This window comes from Pseudomonas sp. LRF_L74 (genome assembly GCF_965644255.1).
Classification (GTDB): domain Bacteria; phylum Pseudomonadota; class Gammaproteobacteria; order Pseudomonadales; family Pseudomonadaceae; genus Aquipseudomonas.
In genome coordinates this window covers 296,785-315,905 of record NZ_CBFFRH010000007.1, presented here as the reverse complement: position 1 = coordinate 315,905, position 19,121 = coordinate 296,785, and the positions used below count along the sequence as shown (strand labels likewise).

Annotated in this window: 17 protein-coding genes and 2 tRNA genes; 8 read left to right on the top strand and 11 right to left on the bottom strand. The window is 65.0% G+C overall.

Features of this window, described 5'->3' with window-relative positions; genetic code table 11:
• The first annotated feature begins 31 nt into the window (after positions 1-31).
• Positions 32-1,516, top strand: coding sequence for a dGTPase (gene dgt / locus ACSZPK_RS19490; protein ID WP_437883180.1), 1,485 nt, complete (start codon positions 32-34; stop codon positions 1,514-1,516).
• 175 nt (positions 1,517-1,691) lie between these two features.
• Here dgt and ACSZPK_RS19485 read toward each other — a convergent pair whose 3' ends face one another.
• From ACSZPK_RS19485 to ACSZPK_RS19465, 5 genes are all read right to left on the bottom strand, one after another.
• Complete coding sequence (locus ACSZPK_RS19485; protein WP_437883179.1) at positions 1,692-2,063, bottom strand: hypothetical protein; 372 nt, start codon at positions 2,061-2,063, stop codon at positions 1,692-1,694.
• 4 nt (positions 2,064-2,067) lie between these two features.
• On the bottom strand, positions 2,068-2,877 hold the full coding sequence (locus tag ACSZPK_RS19480; protein WP_437883178.1) for a putative RNA methyltransferase: 810 nt from the start codon (positions 2,875-2,877) through the stop codon (positions 2,068-2,070).
• A complete protein-coding gene (gene dapE / locus ACSZPK_RS19475) occupies positions 2,871-4,013 on the bottom strand; it encodes a succinyl-diaminopimelate desuccinylase (protein WP_437883177.1) in 1,143 nt (380 codons plus the stop codon). Before dapE ends, ACSZPK_RS19480 begins: the two co-directional genes overlap by 7 nt.
• A 117-nt stretch (positions 4,014-4,130) precedes the next feature.
• Positions 4,131-4,829, bottom strand: a complete 699-nt coding sequence (locus ACSZPK_RS19470) for a pirin family protein (protein ID WP_437883176.1) — start codon at positions 4,827-4,829, stop codon at positions 4,131-4,133.
• Positions 4,830-4,995: 166 nt separating this feature from the next.
• The gene (locus tag ACSZPK_RS19465) at positions 4,996-8,463 is read right to left on the bottom strand and encodes a hybrid sensor histidine kinase/response regulator (RefSeq protein WP_437883175.1); all 3,468 of its coding nucleotides are present in this window, start codon (positions 8,461-8,463) and stop codon (positions 4,996-4,998) included.
• Positions 8,464-8,647: 184 nt separating this feature from the next.
• On the opposite strand from ACSZPK_RS19465, the gene ACSZPK_RS19460 reads away from it, so the two are divergent.
• The 5 genes from ACSZPK_RS19460 to ACSZPK_RS19440 all read left to right on the top strand — a co-directional run bounded on the left by ACSZPK_RS19460 (position 8,648) and on the right by ACSZPK_RS19440 (position 13,334).
• Positions 8,648-9,217 carry a GNAT family N-acetyltransferase gene (locus ACSZPK_RS19460; RefSeq protein WP_437883174.1) on the top strand — a complete coding sequence of 190 codons (570 nt, stop codon included), beginning with the start codon at positions 8,648-8,650 and terminating at the stop codon, positions 9,215-9,217.
• Between the two features lie 7 nt (positions 9,218-9,224).
• A complete protein-coding gene (locus tag ACSZPK_RS19455) occupies positions 9,225-10,052 on the top strand; it encodes an AraC family ligand binding domain-containing protein (RefSeq protein ID WP_437883173.1) in 828 nt (275 codons plus the stop codon).
• A gap of 236 nt (positions 10,053-10,288) precedes the next feature.
• Complete coding sequence (locus ACSZPK_RS19450; protein WP_437883172.1) at positions 10,289-10,987, top strand: AzlC family ABC transporter permease; 699 nt, start codon at positions 10,289-10,291, stop codon at positions 10,985-10,987.
• Positions 10,984-11,301 carry an AzlD domain-containing protein gene (locus ACSZPK_RS19445; RefSeq protein ID WP_437883171.1) on the top strand — a complete coding sequence of 106 codons (318 nt, stop codon included), beginning with the start codon at positions 10,984-10,986 and terminating at the stop codon, positions 11,299-11,301. The genes ACSZPK_RS19450 and ACSZPK_RS19445 overlap by 4 nt, the downstream gene beginning before the upstream one ends.
• 158 nt (positions 11,302-11,459) lie before the next feature.
• Positions 11,460-13,334 carry an MFS transporter gene (locus ACSZPK_RS19440; protein ID WP_437883170.1) on the top strand — a complete coding sequence of 625 codons (1,875 nt, stop codon included), beginning with the start codon at positions 11,460-11,462 and terminating at the stop codon, positions 13,332-13,334.
• A gap of 39 nt (positions 13,335-13,373) precedes the next feature.
• Here the strand turns inward: ACSZPK_RS19440 and sugE are convergent, their stop codons facing one another.
• From sugE to rdgC, 3 genes are all read right to left on the bottom strand, one after another.
• Positions 13,374-13,691: a quaternary ammonium compound efflux SMR transporter SugE gene (gene sugE, locus ACSZPK_RS19435; RefSeq protein WP_437883169.1), complete on the bottom strand. Its 318-nt coding sequence runs from the start codon at positions 13,689-13,691 to the stop codon at positions 13,374-13,376.
• Between the two features lie 123 nt (positions 13,692-13,814).
• Positions 13,815-14,756 carry a bile acid:sodium symporter family protein gene (locus tag ACSZPK_RS19430; protein ID WP_437883168.1) on the bottom strand — a complete coding sequence of 314 codons (942 nt, stop codon included), beginning with the start codon at positions 14,754-14,756 and terminating at the stop codon, positions 13,815-13,817.
• A gap of 54 nt (positions 14,757-14,810) precedes the next feature.
• Entirely contained in the window at positions 14,811-15,731 is a 921-nt protein-coding gene (gene rdgC, locus ACSZPK_RS19425) for a recombination-associated protein RdgC (RefSeq protein ID WP_437883167.1), read from the bottom strand.
• A gap of 171 nt (positions 15,732-15,902) precedes the next feature.
• On the opposite strand from rdgC, the gene ACSZPK_RS19420 reads away from it, so the two are divergent.
• Positions 15,903-15,978: transfer RNA gene (locus ACSZPK_RS19420), tRNA-Val, on the top strand.
• Positions 15,979-15,993: 15 nt separating this feature from the next.
• A tRNA-Asp gene (locus ACSZPK_RS19415) sits at positions 15,994-16,070 on the top strand.
• 154 nt (positions 16,071-16,224) lie between these two features.
• Here ACSZPK_RS19415 and ACSZPK_RS19410 read toward each other — a convergent pair.
• The 3 genes from ACSZPK_RS19410 to ACSZPK_RS19400 are packed head-to-tail and all read right to left on the bottom strand — an operon-like array spanning position 16,225 to position 19,091.
• Positions 16,225-17,463, bottom strand: a complete 1,239-nt coding sequence (locus tag ACSZPK_RS19410) for an acetyl-CoA hydrolase/transferase family protein (protein WP_437883166.1) — start codon at positions 17,461-17,463, stop codon at positions 16,225-16,227.
• A 43-nt stretch (positions 17,464-17,506) separates the two neighbouring features.
• On the bottom strand, positions 17,507-17,785 hold the full coding sequence (catC, locus tag ACSZPK_RS19405; RefSeq protein WP_437883165.1) for a muconolactone Delta-isomerase: 279 nt from the start codon (positions 17,783-17,785) through the stop codon (positions 17,507-17,509).
• 13 nt (positions 17,786-17,798) lie between these two features.
• On the bottom strand, positions 17,799-19,091 hold the full coding sequence (locus tag ACSZPK_RS19400) for an MFS transporter (RefSeq protein WP_437883164.1): 1,293 nt from the start codon (positions 19,089-19,091) through the stop codon (positions 17,799-17,801).
• Between the last annotated feature and the right edge of the window lie 30 nt (positions 19,092-19,121).

Genomic DNA, 19,121 nt, shown 5'->3' with positions numbered 1-19,121 from the left:
AGGCTGCCGCATCGGTCGGTCAGGAGCGTTGATGGTGGATTTCAAAAGCAAGATTTCCCTGTGTCGTCCTCGCGAAAGCGGGGCTGTGCCGGTCGATGACTACAGCGTGGCCTGGTGCGATGAACTGACCGAGCGCCTGGAAAGCGACCGCGGCCGGATCGTCAACTCCGCTGCGGTCAGACGCTTGCAGCAGAAGACCCAGGTCTTCCCGCTGGAGCGCAACGCCGCGGTGCGCAGCCGCCTGACCCATTCCCTGGAAGTGCAGCAGGTCGGCCGCTTCATCGTGCGCACCCTGTATCGCCAGCTTGGTTCGCAGGCCGTGGAACATGGCCTCGACGGGCTGGAGCGGGCCTTGGAGTCATTGGTGGAAATGGCCTGCCTGACCCATGACATCGGCAACCCGCCGTTCGGCCATTTCGGCGAGTTCGCTATCGGTGACTGGTTCGTCTCGCGCCTGGATGCCCTGTTCGATGCGGCCGTGCCGACCAGCGTGGGCGATGGCGAGCTGCGCGCGCGCATGCTTACCGATCTCAAGGCTTTCGAAGGCAATGCCCAGGCGATCCGCCTGGCCATGCGCCTGCTGCGCCTGAACCTGACCTATACCCAGAGCGCCGGCATGCTCAAGTACGTGCGCGCGGCCTACCAGGCGAAACCCGAGACAGGCAGCGCTGGCGCCTACCTGCACAAGAAACCTGGTTTCTACCTGTCCGAGGAGCGCTTCGTCGGCGAACTGCGCAAGGTGCTGGGAATGGCCCCAGGCACGCGCCATCCGCTGGTGTACGTGATGGAGGCGGCGGACGATATTTCCTATTGCCTGGCGGACATCGAGGATTCGGTGGAGAAGGGCATCCTCGACATCGAGCGCCTGGCCGATCTGCTGCGCAAGGAGTTCGCCCGTCACGGCGATCCGCACGCGGCCATTCCCGGAGCGAAGGGCAGTTTCGCCCAACTCATCGCGCTGGCACTCAAGGCCCATGATGAAGAACCGATCAACAAGGCCGGCGAGTTCTTCATTCGCTTGCGGGTCCTGATGATCCACCCGCTGGTGAAATACGCTGCCGGGCAGTTCATCGAGAATATCGAGACGGTGTTCGCCGGCACCCTGGATCGTGCGCTGCTGGAGGACGACAGCCTTGCCTGCGCCATCGTGCAGACCTTCAAGAACGTCGCGGCCCGCCATGTGTTCAACGACGCGGAGGTGGAAACCCTGCACCTGCAAGGACTGCGCATCCTGCAAGGCATTCTCGATACCTACGCACCGTTGCTGCGCGTCGATGCTGGAGTGTTCAAGGCGCTGACCGAAGGCGCCTATCGTGCGCGTCCCGACCTGCAGATGCTTGCCCGTCGTTTGCCCAGCCAGCAGATCAAGGCTTACTTCGAAGCGCTGGAAGAGAACGGCGAGGAGCAGCGCGAGCTCTGGGAGTTCTATCACCGCTGCCGCATCCTGCAGGATTTCGTCAGTGGCATGACCGACCAGCAGGCGCACGATGAGTATCGGGCGTTGATGGCGCTTTGAAAGCCGCTGGAAGTAAAAGCCTAGCCTGTTCACGATCTGCTGCGCGTCGGCTGAACGGCGTTGAAAACGCCCTGGAGCGCCTGCCCGGACTAGGCGTCCCGTCGCTGCTGTAAAGTCGAACGCGACGCCGGGCGTGCCTCTGCCGTTTTCGCCACCGTTGAGCGTGAACCGGTTCTTACTCCGTGCGCCAGACGATTTCCTGTTCGCCATCGGCGCTGATGCGCAGCCAACGGTCGGCGGCATCGTCGGTCTCGCCTTCCTGCCAGCCGCCTGGGGCGCAACGCACTTCCACGTTCAGCGCGGCGAAGGCCGCGCGGGCGCAGGCCAGGTCGTCGTCCCAGGGCGTGGCGTCGCTTTCCAGGAACAGGCTGTGCCACTTGCCGACGGCCTTGGGCAACCAGGTGACGGGGATGTCGCCGGCGTGGCATTTCCAGGTCAGGCCCTGCTGGCGCCATTCGCCGCAGGGGCCGATTGCGTCGCTCAACCATGCGGTGATGACGTTATGGTCGGCGTCTTTCAGGTAGATCTCGATATCGGGCTGGCGCATGGTTTCAACTCTGGGTTTTGACGATCCAGTCGTAGCGAATGGATACGGTTGTCTCGAATGATTCGGCGATCACCGCCGCTCGGCGTTCGGCACTGGCGCGCCAGCCGTGGGGTGTCATGGCCAGCAGGTCGGCGCGGGCCTCGGCGGTGAGCAGCGGCAGGCTGAAGCGCAGGGTTTCGCTGTGTGCCAACTGCATGCCGGCGGGGATCAGGCCGAGGTGTTTCTGGTCATCATAGTCGCGCACGTCGTCATACAGCTTCTGGCGCAACTCCATCAGGTGTTCGCGGGTCGGGCCCATGCGCAGCAGGCCGCCGCCGGGGGCGAGCAGGCGTTTGGCCTCTTGCCAGTCCAGTGGGCTGAACACGCTGGCCAGCAGGTTGCAACTGGCGTCGGCCAACGGCACGCGGGCCATGCTCGCCACCAGCCAGGTCAGTGACGGCGCCCGCTTGCAGGCGCGCTTGACCGCTTCGCGGGAGATATCCAGGGCGTAGCCATCGGCCAGCGGCAGATACCCGGCGATGCGCGCGCTGTAGTAACCCTCGCCGCAGCCGATATCCAGCCAGCGTTCGGGGGCGTAACCGGCCGCCAGTTGCGCCAGGCGTTCGGCCAGCGGGGCATAGTGAGCGCCGTCGAGGAAGCGCCGGCGCGCTTCGACCATGGCCTGGTTGTCGCCTGGGTCGCGGCTGTTCTTGTGTTGCACCGGCAGCAGGTTCAGGTAGCCCTGGCGCGCGCGGTCGAAGCGGTGATTGGCCGGGCAGGCCACGCCGTCGTCGACCGGGCCCAGGGCGGCCTGGCAGATGGGGCAGGTCAGCATGCGAGCAGCTTGACCAGGGTCTGCTGGTAGATGTCCGCCAGCAGATCGAGGTCGCTGGCCAGCACGCGCTCGTTGATCTGGTGGATGGTAGCGTTGACCGGGCCCAGCTCGACCACCTGGGTGCCGAGGGTGGCGATGAAGCGCCCGTCCGAGGTGCCGCCGGAGGTGGAGGGTGTGGTCTCGCGGCCGGTGGTCTCACGGATGCTCGCCGCCACCGCGTCGAGCAGTTCGCCCGGCTGGGTCAGGAACGGCAGGCCGGACAGCGCCCACTCCAGGTGATAGTCCAGGCCATGTTTGTCGAGGATCGCCTTGGTGCGCGATTCCAGGCTGTCCACGCTGGATTCGGTGGAGAAGCGGAAGTTGATCAGCGCCTTCAGCTCGCCGGGGATGACGTTGCTGGCGCCGGTGCCGGCATTGAGGTTGGAGATCTGGAAGCTGGTCGGCGGGAAGTAGTCGTTGCCGTGGTCCCAGTGTTCGCCAGCCAGTTCGGCCAGGGCTGGCGCGGCCAGGTGGATCGGGTTCTGCGCCAGGTGCGGGTAGGCGACGTGGCCCTGCTTGCCGTACACGCTGAGGGTGGCGCCGAGGGAGCCGCGCCGGCCGTTCTTGACCACGTCGCCCAGCAGCGTGGTGCTCGACGGTTCGCCGACGATGCACCAGTCCAGGCGCTCGTTGCGCTCGCGCAGGCGTTCGACCACGGCCTTGGTGCCGTGCTGGGCGGGGCCTTCCTCGTCGCTGGTGATGAGAAAGGCAATGCGCCCCTTGTGGTTCGGGTGCTCGGCGACGAAGCGTTCGACGGCGATGATCATCGACGCCAGGCTGCCCTTCATGTCGGCGGCGCCGCGCCCGCAAAGCATGCCGTCTTCATCGACCTGGGCATCGAACGGCGCATGCTGCCAGGCTTGCAGCGGCCCGGTGGGGACTACGTCGGTGTGCCCGGCGAAGCACAGCACCGGGCCTTCTCCGCCACGCACCGCCCAGAAATTATCCACTTCGCCGATGCGCATGCGCTCGATGGTGAAGCCGGCGGCGGCGAGGCGCTCGCACATCAGCGTCTGGCAATCGGCGTCTTCCGGGGTTACCGAAGGACGGCGGATCAGGTCGCAGGCGAGTTCGAGGGTGGGCGTAAGGCGGGTCATCGGGGCTCCGGGGCGGCGCGAGCGGAAAAACCGCCATTTTAAGCGGCGAGCCACAAGCCGCAAGCTACAAGTGAAAGCAGCGGCCGTCCGGTTCGCGATGGGGGCGATGGATGCCGCTCAAGCGACATCCACCAGAATCACCTCGCTGGGCTCTCGTGCGGTGATCCGCACCACCGATTCGTCGGCGATCGCCACGCCATCGCGGGCATCCACTGCCACGCCGTTGACCTCGATGGCGCCGCTGGCGGCCACCAGGTAGGCCTTGCGTCCCGTGCCCAGCACGTATTCGGTGCTTTGCCCGGCACCCAGGGTGGCCGCGGCCAACTGGGCATCGGCGCGGATGGTCAGGCTGTCGCCGTCGGCCTGGTTGCCGTTGGCCAGTACCACGAACTGGCCGGCGCGTTCGCCCTTGGGAAACGGCTTGGCGCCCCAGGCAGGCTTGCCGCCACTGCGCTCGGGGATGATCCAGATCTGGAAGATACGCGTGGTCACGTCTTCCAGGTTGTATTCCGAGTGGGTGATGCCGGTGCCGGCGCTCATCACCTGCACGTCGCCGGCCTCGGTGCGGCCTTCGTTGCCCAGGCTGTCACGATGGGTGATGGCGCCTTCGCGAACGTAGGTGATGATTTCCATGTCGCGGTGCGGGTGCGCCGGAAAGCCGCTGTGCGGGGCGATCTCGTCATCGTTCCACACGCGCAGTTGGCCCCAGTGGACGCGTTCGTCGTCATGGTAGCTGGCGAAGGAGAAGTGATGGCGAGCGTTCAGCCAGCCATGGTCGGCATGGCCAAGGGAGGCGAAGGGGCGGCGTTCGATCATGATGCGGTCCTCTGTAAAGGGGAGATGGGGCAATGATCCGCCGACCGCATCGCCGTGGGAAACGTATCGGGTGAAGAGCAGCTATCAACGCTATTGATAGTCTGGGGGGCCCGGCTGCAAGTGAAAGCGGATGCGCAGGGCTGGGCTTCTACGTGCAGCTTGCCGCTCAGTTGAGCGGCAGATGTCGACTGATCAGCGCCCTCAAGGCCGCCGGTTTCACCGGCTTGGCCAGGTAGTCGAGGCCGGAGGCGTGGATACTGGCGACCAGTTCGGCACGACCGTCGGCGCTGATCACCACGCCGGGCAAAGGCTGGCCCAGGCGTTTGCGCAGCCAGGCCATCAGTTCGGTGCCGGTATCGCCCTCGTCGAGGTGGTAGTCGACCAGCGCCAGGTGCGGAACCATGGCTTCACTGAGCAGGTTTTCGCACTCCAGGCGATTGCGCGCGGTCCACACCTGGCAACCCCAGCGCGATAGCAGGCTGTGCATGCCGGCGAGGATGCTGTCCTCGTTGTCGATGCACAGCACCTGGGCACCGCTGAGGGCGTGGGCATTCTGTTCGACCTGGCGCACCACGGCTGCCGGGGCGACCTGGCGCGCCAGCGGAACGCTGACGCTGAAGACGCTGCCGTGCCCAGGCCAGGAACGTACTTGCAGGCGGTGGCCCAATACCCGGCACAGGCCGTCGGCAATCGCCAGGCCCAGGCCCAGGCCTTTCTCCGCGCGGGTCTGGTGACTGTCCAGGCGCTTGAACTCTTCGAAGATCATCTTGCGCTTGTCTTCCGGAATGCCGGGGCCGCGGTCCCAGACTTCCAGGCGCAGATGCTGGCCCTCGTGGCGCACGCCGAGCAGCACGCGGCCCTTGGCATAGCGGAAGGCATTGGTGAGGAAGTTCTGCAGCACCCGGCGCAGCAGCTTGGGGTCGCTTTCCACGCGCAGCTTGCTGCCACGCAGATGAAAGTCCACGCCTTGCTCCTGGGCCAGGGCCTTGAACTCGGCACCCAGCACATCGAACAGGCTGTTGAGCGGGAACGCACTGAGGTCCGGGGTGATGCGACCATTTTCCAGGCGGGAAATGTCCAGCAGATCGGTGATCAGGTCTTCGGCCGAGCGCAGCGAACTGTCGAGGTGGCGCACCAGTTCCTGGGCCTCCACCGGCATGACCTCCTGCTGGTGGGCGAGGGCCGCGGAGAACAGGCGGGCGGCGTTCAGTGGCTGCATCAGGTCATGGCTGACCGCCGCGAGGAAGCGGGTCTTGGACTGGTTGGCCGCCTCGGCCGTGGCCTTGGCATCGCCCAGGGCCTGGTTCAGTTGCGACAGCTCGCGGGTACGTTCCTCGACCCGTTGCTCCAGGCCTTCGTTGGACTCCTTGAGCGCCTGCTCGGCGTCGCGGAAGGCGGTGATATCGGTGAAGCTCATGACGAAGCCGCCGCCGGGCATGGGGTTGCCGATCAACTCGATCACCCGGCCATTGGGAAACTGCCGTTCGGATGTATGCGCGTTGCCCTGGCGCATCCAGTACAGGCGTCGGGTGACGTGGCTTTCCGGTTCGCCGGGGCCGCACAGGCCGCGCTCGGCGTTGTAGCGGATGATGTCGGCGATGGGCCGGCCGACCTGGATCAGCCCTTCCGGATAGGCGAACAGCTCCAGGTAGCGACGGTTCCAGGCCACCAGGCGCAAGGACTGGTCGACCACGCTGATGCCCTGGGTGATGTTCTCGATGGCGCCCTGCAACAGGGCGCGGTTGAATTCCAGCACCTCGGAGGCTTCGTCGGCGATGCGTACCACGTCTTCGACGCGCATCTCGCGGCCTTCGATGGCCGCCCGTACCACGGCGCGGGCGGACGAGGCGCCAAGCACGCCGGCGAGCAGGCGTTCGGTATGGGCAATCCACTCGCTGTCGGCGTTCTGCGTCGGTTCGAAGGGCAGGTCCTGCTGGTAGGAAAAACGCACGAAGCTCTGTTCGGCACGTTCCTGGCCGACGAAGCGGGCGGCCAGTTCCATCAGGTCGGCGATCTGCACCGCCAGCGGGTTGCGGTTGCGCTCGCGCAGGTTCATTTCCGGAGCGATGAAGCGCTCGGCCTGCCAGTGCTCGGAAACGCGGGTACGGGAGAACCAGGAAACCCAGGCGAACAGCAGGAAGTTGCCGCACAGCGACAGCACCACGCCACGCGTCACCGGGTCGACCGGGATGCCGACCGGGTAATACAGCAGTTCCGGCAGCAACGGGAAGCTGTCCAGCGACCAGCGCATGCCGCCCGCCACCAAGGGCAGCAGCAGGCTGTAGAACCACAGCGCGCAGCCGGCCAGCAAACCGGCGAACACACCACGGCGGTTGGCCTGTTTCCACAGCAGGGCGCCGAACATCGCCGGCAGCAACTGGCCGATGGCGGCGAACGACAGCTGGCCGATGGTCGCCAGGCTGGCGTTGGTGCCGAGCATGCGGTAGCAGACGTAGGCCAGCAGCAGGATGGCGAAGATGCTCACCCGGCGCGCGCTGAGCATCCAGTGGCGGAAGGCTTCGAACGGCCGCTCGGCATTCTTGCGCCGCAGCAGGGCGGGCAGCAGCATGTCGTTGGAAACCATGGTCGACAGCGCCACGGCCTCGACGATGACCATGCCGGTAGCGGCCGAGGCGCCACCGATGAACGCCAGCAGGGCGAGGGCCGGGTGGGCTTCGGCCAGCGGCACGCTGATCACGAAGGAGTCTGGCAGCACGCCGCTTGGCAGCAGCATCTGCCCGGCCAGGGCGATGGGGACGACGAACAGCGCGGCGAGGGTCAGGTAGGTGGGAAATACCCAGCGCGCCAGGCGCACGTCCCTGGGCTCGATGTTTTCCACCACGCTGACGTGGAACTGGCGTGGCAGGCAGACGATGGCCACCATCGCCAGGCCGGTCTGCACCAGCATCGCCGGCCAGTTCACGGTTTCCTTCCAGAACGTCTGCAGTTCGGCCGCCTGGCCGGCCCGGGCCAGCAGGTCGGGGAAACCGTCGAACATGCCCCAGGTCACGAACACGCCAACCGCCAGGAACGCGAGGAGCTTGACCAGCGATTCGAAGGCGATGGCCAGGACCATGCCGCGATGGTGCTCGGTGACGTCCAGGTTGCGTGTGCCGAACAGCACAGTGAACACGGCCAGGGCCAGGGACACGATCAGGGCCGTGTCCTGGGAGCTGGTGGCGCTGGGCGTGTCCAGCAGCAGGTTGACGCCGAGCACGATGCCTTTCAGTTGCAAGGCGATATAAGGCAGCACGCCGACCAGGCAGATCAGTGCCACCACCACGGCCAGCGATTGCGACTTGCCATAGCGCGCGGCGATGAAGTCGGCGATGGAAGTGATGTTTTCCTGCTTGCTGATCACCACCATCTTCTGCAGCACCCAGGGGGCGAACAGTAGGAGCAGGATCGGCCCCAGGTAGATCGGCAGGAACGACCAGAGCTGGCCGGCGGACTGGCCGACCGCGCCGAAGAAGGTCCAGCTGGTGCAGTACACCGCCAGCGACAGGCTGTAGACCATGGCGCGGACCTTGGGCGGCAGCGGCTTGCGGCGCCGGTCGCCATAGAAGGCGATGGCGAACAGGGCCGCCATGTAGAGCAGGGCGAACAGGGCGATCAGCTTGCCGGACAGAAACATGCACACTCCGATGAAAGACGCGCCGCAGAGGCGTGCAGCCCGATTTATCAAGGGCTTGGCAAGATAGTCTCGCATGGGTTGGCGATGGCGTCAGGGCCGACCAAGGTCGCAAGTGCCTTGAGCCTTCAGTCCGGCCCTGCTAGCGTGACACGCCCTGGCATGCCTGTTTGTCCCGGAGTCACCGATGTTTTCGCCGCAACCTGTCGTCCTGCAGCAAGGGGCCCTGCGCCTCGAGCCGCTCGGCGAAGCCGATCTGCCCGGTCTGCTCGAACTGGCCGACGCCAACCGTGAGCACCTGCAATACATGCTCGGCCCGCTGCGCCCGGATTTCTACCGTGCCGCGCTCGCCGACCAGCAGGAGGGCCGCGCGGTGCCCTTCGCCATTCGCCTGGCGGGAGAACTGGTCGGCACCACGCGCTTCGCCGATTTCCAGAGCCACCTGCCGGCCGCCGAAATCGGCTGGACCTGGCTGGATGCGCGCCAGCACGGCACCGGGCTGAACGGCATGATCAAGTACCTGCAATTGCGCCATGCCTTCGAAGACTGGCAACTGGTGCGCGTGCAACTGAAGACGGCGGCCAGCAACCTGCGTTCCCAGGCCGCCATCGCCAAGCTCGGCGCGGTGCGCGAAGGTGTGCTGCGCAACCATCGGCGCCTGTCCGACGGGCGTCTGGACGACACCGTGATGTTCAGCATCACCGACCGCGAGTGGCCGCAGGTCAAGCAGCAACTGGAGGCGCGCTTCGGCGCCTGAGGCGAGGATGTCCGCGCCGCGCGAGCAGACGCGCTTCTGGCAGGCCGAGGCGGTGGCGGGCGTCGAGTTGTTGCACGCCCGTTACGTCGAACAGCGTTTCGCGCCTCATGTCCATGAAGGCTTCGTCTTCACCATGATCGAGCAGGGTGCCCAGCGCTTCCGCCATCGTGGCAGCGATCATCTGGCGCCGGTCGGCACCATGGTGTTGATCAACCCCGACGAAGTGCATACCGGCTCCAAGGCTCACGAGGACGGCTGGCGTTACCGGGCGTTCTACCCGGATATCGCCGCGGTGACCGCTGTGCTCGGCGAGCTTGGGATTGCCCAGTGTGGCCTGCCATCCTTCTCCAGCAGCACCTTGCAGGACCTGGAGGTCTACGCTGCGTTTCGCACCTTGCACCACCTGCTCGAAGGCGGCGCGACGGCCTTGCAGCAGCAGAGCGCCTGGCGCGAGACGATCCTGCTGCTGTTCCAGCGCCATGCGCGAATCGCCGCGCCCAAAGCGGCGGGGCACGAGCCGCGGGCGGTAACGCGGGCCAAGGAGCTGCTGGTCGAGCGCCTGGGCGAGCCGCCGTCCCTGGAGACACTGGCGGCAGCGGTCAACCTGTCGCCGTTCCACTTTCTGCGCGTATTTCGCCGGGCGACCGGCCTGCCGCCGCATGCCTGGTTGCGCCAGCGCCGCCTGGACCAGGCGCGGGCGCTGCTCAAGGCCGGTTGCCCGTCCGTGGACGTGGCGATGCGACTCGGCTACGCCGACCAGAGCCACCTGACCCGCCAGTTCAAGCAGGCCTACGGGGTCGGGCCGGGGGCATATGGCCGGGCCTGTAAAGGCTGACGGGCAGTTTGGAGGCAGGAGCGGACGTTCGTTATTCCTCCGTCATTCCCGCGAAGGCGGGAACCCAGAAAACATAAAGCATTTGGATTCCCGCCTTCGCGGGAATGACGGTTGAGGGGGAGAGTGTTCGTAGGATGACCCCTCCTGCCTCTTACCCGTCATCCAGCATCGGTTTGAGCAATCCCGTTCAAGACGCCCCGTGCCTTGCCGGCTAGTCTGCCCGCCGGAGGACACTCATGACCCGCTCGCAACTCTTCATCCATGGCACCCGCGACAGCATTCCGATGCTCGTCGGCATCGCGCCGTTCGGCATCATCTACGGCACGCTGGCCAGCGTCGCCGGCCTTTCCCTGGTCCATGCGCTGGGCATGTCGCTGCTGGTCTATGCCGGTTCGGCGCAGTTCATCGCCCTGAGCCTGCTCAGCGCCGGCACCGGCGGTGCGGTGATCCTGTTCACCACGCTGATCGTCAACCTGCGCCATGTGCTCTACAGTGCCTCCCTGCAACCTTTCGTGGCGCATCTGCCGGGGCGTTGGCGCCTGCTTCTGGCCTTCGGCCTGACCGACGAGACCTTCGCCCTGGTCCAGCGTCGTTACCTGGCCCATGGGGTGCAGGAAAACGGCCAGTGGTATCACGCCGGTGCCGCGCTTGCCCTGTACCTGTGCTGGATCGGCTCCAGCCTGGCCGGCATCCTCTTTGGCCAGGCGATGCCGGCGCTGGCGGGCTGGGGACTGGATTTCGCCATGCTGGCGACCTTCATCGGCATCGTCGTGCCGGCGCTGCGCAATAGGCCACAACTGGCCGCGGCATTGACGGCTGGCGCGGTCGCCCTGGCGTGCCAGGGGTTGCCGTACAAACTCGGCCTGCTGGCGGCCGCGGCGGCGGGCATCGTTGCCGGCGTGCTGCTGGAGCGCCACAAGGAGGCGGCTCGATGAGCCTCTGGCTGTTGATCGCGGCGATGGCACTGGTCACTTTTCTGATCCGCTATAGCCTGTTCGCCTTCCCCAACCTGGGTTTTCCACCGCTGATCCGCCAGGCGCTGCACTACGTGCCCACTGCCGTGCTGACCGCCATCGTGGTGCCCGGCATGCTCATGCCCGATGGCCAGAGCCTGCAATTGTCGATGAACAACGCTTACCTGCTGGCGGGCATTGCCACCATTGCCATCGCGGCGCTGAGCCGTAATCTGCTCGCCACCATCGGCGGCGGGATGGCGATCTTCTTCTGCCTGCGGGCACTGCTCGGGTAACAGAGCGGCAAGCTTCAAGCCACCAGTAAAATCCACGGGGGATTTCGTGCGCTCGCTTGCAGCTTATGGCTGCTTTGTGGCTTTTAGTCCGCGATTGGCCTCCAATATCACGGAGCCGCGTGCAACTCCGCCTTATTCCCAATCCAGGTACATGGACGATGAGTCATCAATCGCAATTCGCCTTGCTGCGTACCCGGCGTTTCCTGCCGTTCTTCGTGACCCAGTTGCTGGGGGCGTTCAACGACAACGTGTTCAAGCAGGGCTTGATCCTGGTCGTGCTGTTCGGCCTGGCGGCCGACGCCGACAAGGGCAACCTGCTGGTCAATATCTGCCACCTGTTGTTCATTCTGCCGTTCTTTCTGTTTTCCGCGCTGGGTGGGCAGTTTGGCGAGAAGTTCGCCAAGGATGGGTTGATCCGCGCGATCAAGCTGGCCGAGATCGGCATCATGCTGGTCGCAGCGGCGGGCTTCTTCCTCAATAGCCTGCCGTTGCTGCTGCTGGCGCTGTTCGGCATGGGCACGCATTCGGCACTGTTCGGCCCGGTGAAGTATTCGATCCTGCCTGCGACCCTGCGTGACGAGGAACTGGTCGGCGGCAACGCCCTGGTGGAGATGGGCACCTTCCTGGCCATCCTGGCGGGCACCATCAGTGCCGGAGTGATCATGTCCGGTGGCCATGCCGCCGGCGAGATTTCCGCCGCCATCGTGCTGGTGGCCGTGCTCGGCTACCTGGCCAGCCGACGCATTCCCAGCTCGCCCGCGGCGCTGCCGGAGCTGATGCTGGACTGGAACATCTTCCGGCAGACCTGGGCGACCGTGCGCATGGGCCTCAAGCAGCGTCCGGCGGTGTCGCGCTCGCTGCTCGGTAATTCCTGGTTCTGGTTCCTCGGCTCGATCTACCTGGCGCAGATTCCGGCCTATGCCAAGGAACTGCTGCATGGCGACAAGACGGTCATCACCCTGATCCTCACCGTGTTCTCGGTGGGCATCGCCCTGGGCTCGGTACTCTGCGAGCGCTTGTCCGGACGCAAGGTGGAAATCGGCCTGGTGCCGTTCGGCTCGATGGGCATGACCCTGTTCGGCCTGCTGCTGTGGTGGCATTCCAGCGCGTTTCCACAGGCGGCGGAGCCATACGGCTGGCTGGCGCTGCTGGGCCAGGCGCAGGCCTGGTGGATACTGCTGGACATCCTCGGCATCGGCATCTTCGGTGGTTTCTACATCGTGCCGCTGTACGCGCTGATCCAGTCGCGCACGGCCGAGAACGAGCGGGCGCGGGTGATCGCTGCCAACAACATTCTCAATGCCTTGTTCATGGTCGCCTCGGCGCTGGTGGCGATGCTGCTGCTGGGTGTTGCCGGGTTATCGATCCCCGAACTGTTCCTCGTCGTTTCGTTGATGAACATCGCGGTCAACACCTACATCTTCAAGATCGTCCCCGAGTTCACCATGCGCTTCATGATCTGGCTGCTCAGCCACTCCATGTACCGCGTGACCCACGAGAACCTCGAGGCGATCCCGGACGAAGGTGCCGCGGTGCTGGTCTGCAACCACGTGTCGTTCGTCGATGCGTTGCTGATCGGCGGCGCGGTGCGGCGGCCGATCCGCTTCGTCATGTACTACAAGATCTACCGCCTGCCGGTGCTCAACTTCATCTTCCGTACCGCCGGTACCGTGCCGATTGCCGGGCGCAGCGAAGATCCGCAGACCTTCGAACGTGCGTTCCGTCGTATTCGCGAATATCTCGAAGACGGTGAAGTGGTGTGCATCTTCCCTGAAGGCAAGCTGACCGCCACCGGCGAAATCGATGAGTTCAAGGCCGGCATCGAGCACATCCTCAGGGACAGCCCGGTGCCGGTCATTCCCATGGCGCTGCAAGGTCTCTGGGGCAGCTTCTTCAGCCGCGCTCCGCACAAGGGGCTGTTCCGTCGCCTGTGGTCGCGCATTACCCTAGTGGTCGGCCAACCGTTGCCGGCCGATACCGGGCGGCTGGTGTTGCAGGCGCGGGTGAGCGCGTTGCGCGGGGAGCGGAGATAGGCGGTTCTCCGCTTCCGGCACCCTTGCTTTTGCTTGCGCTCAGTTGGTGCTCAGCTTCAGCCCGACCAGCCCGCAGATGATCAGGGCGACGCTGACAAGGCGAATCAGGTTGGTCGATTCGCCGAACAGGATGATTCCCGCGATTACCGTGCCGACTGCGCCGATGCCGGTCCAGATGGCGTAGGCGGTGCCCAGCGGCAATTGCTTCACGGCAAGGCCGAGCATGCCGATGCTGATCAGCATCGCGAGCACGGTCAGGGTGGTGGGGAGCGGTCGGCTGAAGCCCTCGGTGTATTTCAGGCCGACAGCCCAGGCAACCTCGAACAGGCCGGCGAAGAACAGGATGACCCAGGACATGCAGTGAACCTCCGAGGAGACGGTTGGTGGTGTCGGAGCCGTCTCCGCTATGGTCACTCGACGAGTGGCAGGGCCGTCCCTACTGGCCTGCGTATTCTGCATATCCCGTAGGCACGGGCAAGCTTACGGCTGGTTCGCGTCGTCACGCATGCGCCGGAACCAGGTCGACAGCAGCGCTCCGGAGATGTTGTGCCAGACACTGAACAGTGCGCTCGGCACCGCCGCCAGGGGCGAGAAGTGTGCGCTGGCGAGGGCGGCGCCGAGCCCGGAGTTCTGCATGCCGACCTCTAGGGCCAGCGACTTGCGCTGCGCCAGCGGCAGGCGGAAGGCCTTGCCGGTGAAGTAGCCGAGCAGGAAGCCGAAGCCATTGTGCAGTACCACCACCGCCATGATCAGCAGGCCGGACTCGGCGATCCTGGCCTGGCTGGCGGCAACCACGGCGGCGACGATCAGCACAATGCTGACCACCGATATCAGCGGCAGCACATCGACCACATGACGCACCCGTTCACCGAGCACGCGCTGGGCGATGAGGCCGAGGACGATCGGCAGCAGCACCACTTGCAGGATCGACCAGAACAGCGCGGCGAAGGACACCGGCAGCCATTCCGAGGCCAGCAGCCAGATCAGTGCCGGCGTCAGCAGCGGGGCGAGCAGCGTGGTGACGGCGGCGATGGCCACCGACAGGGCCAGGTCGCCACGCGCCAGCCAGGTCATTACGTTGGACGATGTGCCGCTGGGGCAGCAGCCGACCAGAATCACGCCGACGGCGATCTCCGCTGGCAGGTGGAACAGCTGGCAGAGCAGCCAGGCGACTCCGGGCATGATCACGAAATGGGCGACTACGCCGAGCAGGACGCGCCAGGGTTGGCGGGCCACTGCGGCGAAATCGTCGACCTTGAGGGTCAGGCCCATGCCGAACATGACCACGCCGAGCAGCGGCACGATGGCCACCGACAGCGGCTTGAACAGCTCCGGCAAGAAGAAGGCGAGCACGGCGAACAGCAGCACCCAGTAGGCAAACGTGTTGCCGACGAAGCGGCTGAGGGCGGCCAATGCGCGCATCTATGTTCCTTACGGGAAAGGCAGCGCGCCTGGCGTTCCAGGCGCGTTCAGGCGTCAGATGCCTTGCGGGATCTCTTCGCCACCCAGGGCCTCGAACAGCGCCGGGAGGAAGTCGGAGAAGGTCAGCATCATCAGGGTGAAGCTGGCGTCCAACTGGCCAAGCGCTTCGTCGCCGCCGTCTTCTGCGGCCTGGTCCTGGAGCAGGTCTTCGAAACGCAGGCGCTTGATGGTCAGCTTGTCGTCGAGGATGAACGACAGCTTGTCCTGCCAGGCCAGCGACAGTTGGGTGACCAGCTTGCCGGTGGACAGGTGCAGCTGGATTTCTTCGCTGGTCAGGTCCTGGCGCTTGCAGCGCACCACGCCGCCGTCCTCGTTGACGTCGCGCAGCTCGCATTCGTCGAGGACGAAGAAGTCCGGGGCGGCTTGCTGGGCCTTGACCCAGTCGGTGAGGGTGGCGGTCGGGGCGATTTTCACGCCCAGCGGGCGCACCGGCAGCGAGCCGACCACTTCGCGCAGGGTCGACAGCAGGTCTTCGGCCTTCTTCGCACTGGCTGTATCGACCAGGATCAGGCCGAGCTTCGGCGCAATCGCGGCGAAAGTGGAAGAGCGGCGGACGAAGGCGCGCGGCAGGAAGGCCTGGATGATCTCGTCCTTGATCTGGTCGCGCTCCTTCTTGTAGACCTTGCGCATCTGCTCGTTTTCGATCTCTTCGACCTTCTCCTTCAGCGCATCGCGGACCACGCTGCCGGGCAGGATGCGGTCTTCCTTGCGGGCGGAGATCAGCAGGAAATCACCACTGACATGCACCAACGGCGCATCGGCGCCTTTGCCGAAAGGGGCGACGAAACCATAGGTGGTCAGCTCCTGGCTGGCGCAGGGGCGGGCCAGTTTGGTGGCCAGTGCGGCCTCCAGCCCTTCGGCATCGAATGGCAGGTCCTGGGTCAGGCGATATACGAGCAGGTTGCGAAACCACATATGCGGTGAGTCTCCAATTACGCAAAGCGCGCATTATTCTCCGCTGGGGCCGATTGGCCAACCCGTTCCCGACATATCGCTAAGCCTTTGGAACGCATGAAAAAATTTTTTGAAAAAGAACTTGCCAAGGCCTTAAGCGCTCTCTAGAATGCGCCCCACTTCGAGAGTGAAGGGTGATTAGCTCAGCCGGGAGAGCATCTGCCTTACAAGCAGAGGGTCGGCGGTTCGATCCCGTCATCACCCACCAATCTCGCAGTAACGCGCAGCGGTAGTTCAGTCGGTTAGAATACCGGCCTGTCACGCCGGGGGTCGCGGGTTCGAGTCCCGTCCGCTGCGCCATATTCGCTTCATGGGTCACTGAACGCCCTGGAGCAACGAAGAAGCGACCTCAGGGTCGCTTTTTTGTTTTCTGGAATCCATTCGGCTCCAGTCCCAGCCGCGAATTTTCAGTACATCGCAGGCCCTCGCTGGATATCCCTGATTTCGCGCCTGGTCATCTATCCAGCAAGGCTCGATGATCGGGATGAGCGATGTCTATCAGGCGCTGTCGGCGCTGCTTCAGCGTCAAACCGCGGAGGTCGGCGACGCCAAATTCGGTGACGATCAAACCGGCATCGCTGCGGGCAACGGTCGCCGGACCATTCAGCCTGGAGACGATCCGGCTGCTGCCGCCGGCTGTCGACGGCAAGGCAATGATCGGCACGCCGCCTCGGGAGCGTTGGGCGCCGCGCAGGAAGTCCAGCGATCCGCCTACCGCGCCGACATAGCTGCCGGCCGCCACTTCGGTATTGATCTGGCCGCTCAGGTCGACTTCGACTGCGGAATTGATTGCCACCAGCTTGTCCAGGCTGGCCAACACCTCGGCATCGTGGGTGTAGGCGCTGGAGCGTAGCGAGATGGCCGGATTGTCATGGGCGAAGTCGTGGATGACGCGGCTGCCTAGCAGCACACCGCCAATGCTCACGCCACGGTCCCGCGTTTTGCGCGCATTGGTCAGGGCGCCGTTTTGCATCAACCGGGCGATGCCGTCACCCAGGGCACCGGAATGAACCCCCAAGTCACGGTGACCACCCAGAGCGCCAAGTACCGCGTCGGGAATCGCACCGATGCCGACCTGCAGGGTGGCGCCATCCTCGACGTGCCCGGCGATCAGCGCGGCAATCCGGCTGTCCGCTTCGCGAATGCGCGGGCTGGCGTTTTCCAGGGGCGGTCGATCGGTGTGTACGATCAGGTCCAGGTCATCGGCGCTCAACCAGCGCTCACCGAAGGTGCGCGGCGCCTTACGGTTGACCTCGGCGATCACCACCCGCGCGGTGTCCAGCGCTGCCAACAGGTACTCGTGGGCGATGCTCAGGCTGTAGCGGCCCTGCGCGTCGGCAGGGGCTACTTGCAGCAACAACACGTCGATACGTAGAGCGCCGCTGGCGAACAGCGTGGGCAACTGCGAGTAGTGCACCGGCAGAATGTCGAGCACGCCGGCATCGGCCAATTGCCGGTTGGCGCCTGCCCCGCAGTAGGCGAGGAAGTCGACCGTGTCGGCATGCGCCAGCTGGCAGGTGGTGCTGTTGGCGATGCCGAGCATCACGCGAAAGCGGCCGATGCTGTGACGCTGCGCCATCAGTGCTTCGGTCAGCACTAGCGGTTCGGCGTTGGCCTGGCCCCAGAGCACCGTGTCGCCAGGGCGTATCAGGGCACTCAGGTCGAGCGCATCGAGAGACGATTCAATGGGCATGGGAATCTGCGAAAAGGCGGCCCGCAAGGGGCCGCTGTTGGCGTCAGAAGATAGAAGAAGGGTGCTTGGCCAGCGGCGTGACCTGCATCGTCATGAACGGGAACAGCGGCAGGCTGGAGAGCAGCGCATGCAGTTCGTCGTTGCTTTCCACGTCGAAGATGCTGATGTTCGAGTAGTGACCGACCACCCGCCACAGGTGTGGCCACTTGCCGGCCTGTTGCAGCTCGATGGCGCGTGCCTTCTCGGCAGCCTTGATCGCGTCGATCTCGTCTGTCGGAATGTCGCGTGGAATGTTCACGTCCATCTTTACGCAGTACAGCATGGGGCGCTCCTGTTCAGGCTTTGCTTTCGGAAAGGTTGTTGTGGCCAGCGTCATCGGCGTCGCCGAGCACCTTGGCATCGACGTCTTCCAGGCGCACGCCACGGGTTTCGGGTAGCAGCAGCACGGCGGTGACGGACAGCGCGTACGCCACCAGGCAGAACGTGCCGATCGATTGAGCCAGGCCGATACGCTCGGACAACACGCCGACACCGGTGATGGACAGCGCGCCCAGGGACTTGCCCAGGTTGTACGAGAAACCCATGCACGTGGTGCGCACGTGAGTGGGGAACAGCTCACTGAGGAAGGGACCGAGCACCGCGAAGATACCGGTGGCGAAGGCTCCGACCGGGAACGCCATCAGCATCAACAGCGTGGTGCTCATCGGCACCAACATGTACACCACGGTGAAAATCCAGGCGCCGATGCTGAACAGCAGCAGGGCCGGACGGCGTCCTTTGCGGTCGGCCAGCCAGGCGGTAACCATGAAGCCCACAAAGGCACCCGCACACATGATCAGCATGGTGAAGATCACTGGTCCGGGCTTGAGGCCGCGTTCCGAAACCATCAGCGTCGGCAGCCAGGTCATGATGGTGTAGGCAGCGGCTTGCAGGCCGGTCACCAGCATCGCGCCGAGCAGCGTCAGGCGAACCACGTTCGGACGGAAAGCGGATAGGATCGAGGCTTTCTCCTCGACCTTTGCGGTGGCTTCCTTGTAGATATCCGGGTCTTTGACGTGGCGGCGGATGAACAGCACGAAACCGGCAGGAATCACGCCGACCCAGAATGCCACGCGCCAGGCCATGTCCTGCGGCAACCAGGCGAGCAGGGCGGTCATGAACACGGCGGCTGCGGCCCAGCCGATGGAGAACCCGCTCTGTACGAAGCCGAGTGCCTTGCCACGGTGTTGCGGACGAATGACCTCGGCCATCAATGCCGCACCGACCGCCCACTCACCGCCGAAGCCCAGGCCTTGCAGCGTCCGCACCACCAGCATCTGCTCGAAGGATTGGGTGAAGCCAGCGAGGAAGCCGAAGGCGGTGAACCAGCAGATGGTGAAGATCAGGATGCGCACCCGCCCGTAGCGGTCGCTGAGGATGCCGGCGACCCAGCCGCCGAGCGACGCGGAGAGCAGGGCGGCGGTACCCAGGATGCCTGCCTCGCCCTTGGAGATCTGCCACACCGCCATCAGCGCCGGCAGCAGGAAGCTGAACATCTGCGCGTCGTAGGTATCCAGCGCCCAGCCGGAGAAGCAGGCCCAGAATGTCTTGCGCTCCTGCCGGGAGCCGGATTTGTACCATTCGAACATGTCGTTGACCGTCCTTATTGTTATTGGAGA

Excerpts from the sequence above, each read along its gene's own strand:
- dgt (WP_437883180.1), top strand. The coding sequence starts at position 32 with ATGGTGGATTTCAAAAGCAAGATTTCCCTGTGTCGTCCTCGCGAAAGC.
- ACSZPK_RS19485 (WP_437883179.1), bottom strand. The coding sequence starts at position 2,063 with ATGCGCCAGCCCGATATCGAGATCTACCTGAAAGACGCCGACCATAAC.
- ACSZPK_RS19480 (WP_437883178.1), bottom strand. The coding sequence starts at position 2,877 with ATGCTGACCTGCCCCATCTGCCAGGCCGCCCTGGGCCCGGTCGACGAC.
- dapE (WP_437883177.1), bottom strand. The coding sequence starts at position 4,013 with ATGACCCGCCTTACGCCCACCCTCGAACTCGCCTGCGACCTGATCCGC.
- ACSZPK_RS19470 (WP_437883176.1), bottom strand. The coding sequence starts at position 4,829 with ATGATCGAACGCCGCCCCTTCGCCTCCCTTGGCCATGCCGACCATGGC.
- ACSZPK_RS19465 (WP_437883175.1), bottom strand. The coding sequence starts at position 8,463 with ATGTTTCTGTCCGGCAAGCTGATCGCCCTGTTCGCCCTGCTCTACATG.
- ACSZPK_RS19460 (WP_437883174.1), top strand. The coding sequence starts at position 8,648 with ATGTTTTCGCCGCAACCTGTCGTCCTGCAGCAAGGGGCCCTGCGCCTC.
- ACSZPK_RS19455 (WP_437883173.1), top strand. The coding sequence starts at position 9,225 with ATGTCCGCGCCGCGCGAGCAGACGCGCTTCTGGCAGGCCGAGGCGGTG.
- ACSZPK_RS19450 (WP_437883172.1), top strand. The coding sequence starts at position 10,289 with ATGACCCGCTCGCAACTCTTCATCCATGGCACCCGCGACAGCATTCCG.
- ACSZPK_RS19445 (WP_437883171.1), top strand. The coding sequence starts at position 10,984 with ATGAGCCTCTGGCTGTTGATCGCGGCGATGGCACTGGTCACTTTTCTG.
- ACSZPK_RS19440 (WP_437883170.1), top strand. The coding sequence starts at position 11,460 with ATGAGTCATCAATCGCAATTCGCCTTGCTGCGTACCCGGCGTTTCCTG.
- sugE (WP_437883169.1), bottom strand. The coding sequence starts at position 13,691 with ATGTCCTGGGTCATCCTGTTCTTCGCCGGCCTGTTCGAGGTTGCCTGG.
- ACSZPK_RS19430 (WP_437883168.1), bottom strand. The coding sequence starts at position 14,756 with ATGCGCGCATTGGCCGCCCTCAGCCGCTTCGTCGGCAACACGTTTGCC.
- rdgC (WP_437883167.1), bottom strand. The coding sequence starts at position 15,731 with ATGTGGTTTCGCAACCTGCTCGTATATCGCCTGACCCAGGACCTGCCA.
- ACSZPK_RS19410 (WP_437883166.1), bottom strand. The coding sequence starts at position 17,463 with ATGCCCATTGAATCGTCTCTCGATGCGCTCGACCTGAGTGCCCTGATA.
- catC (WP_437883165.1), bottom strand. The coding sequence starts at position 17,785 with ATGCTGTACTGCGTAAAGATGGACGTGAACATTCCACGCGACATTCCG.
- ACSZPK_RS19400 (WP_437883164.1), bottom strand. The coding sequence starts at position 19,091 with ATGTTCGAATGGTACAAATCCGGCTCCCGGCAGGAGCGCAAGACATTC.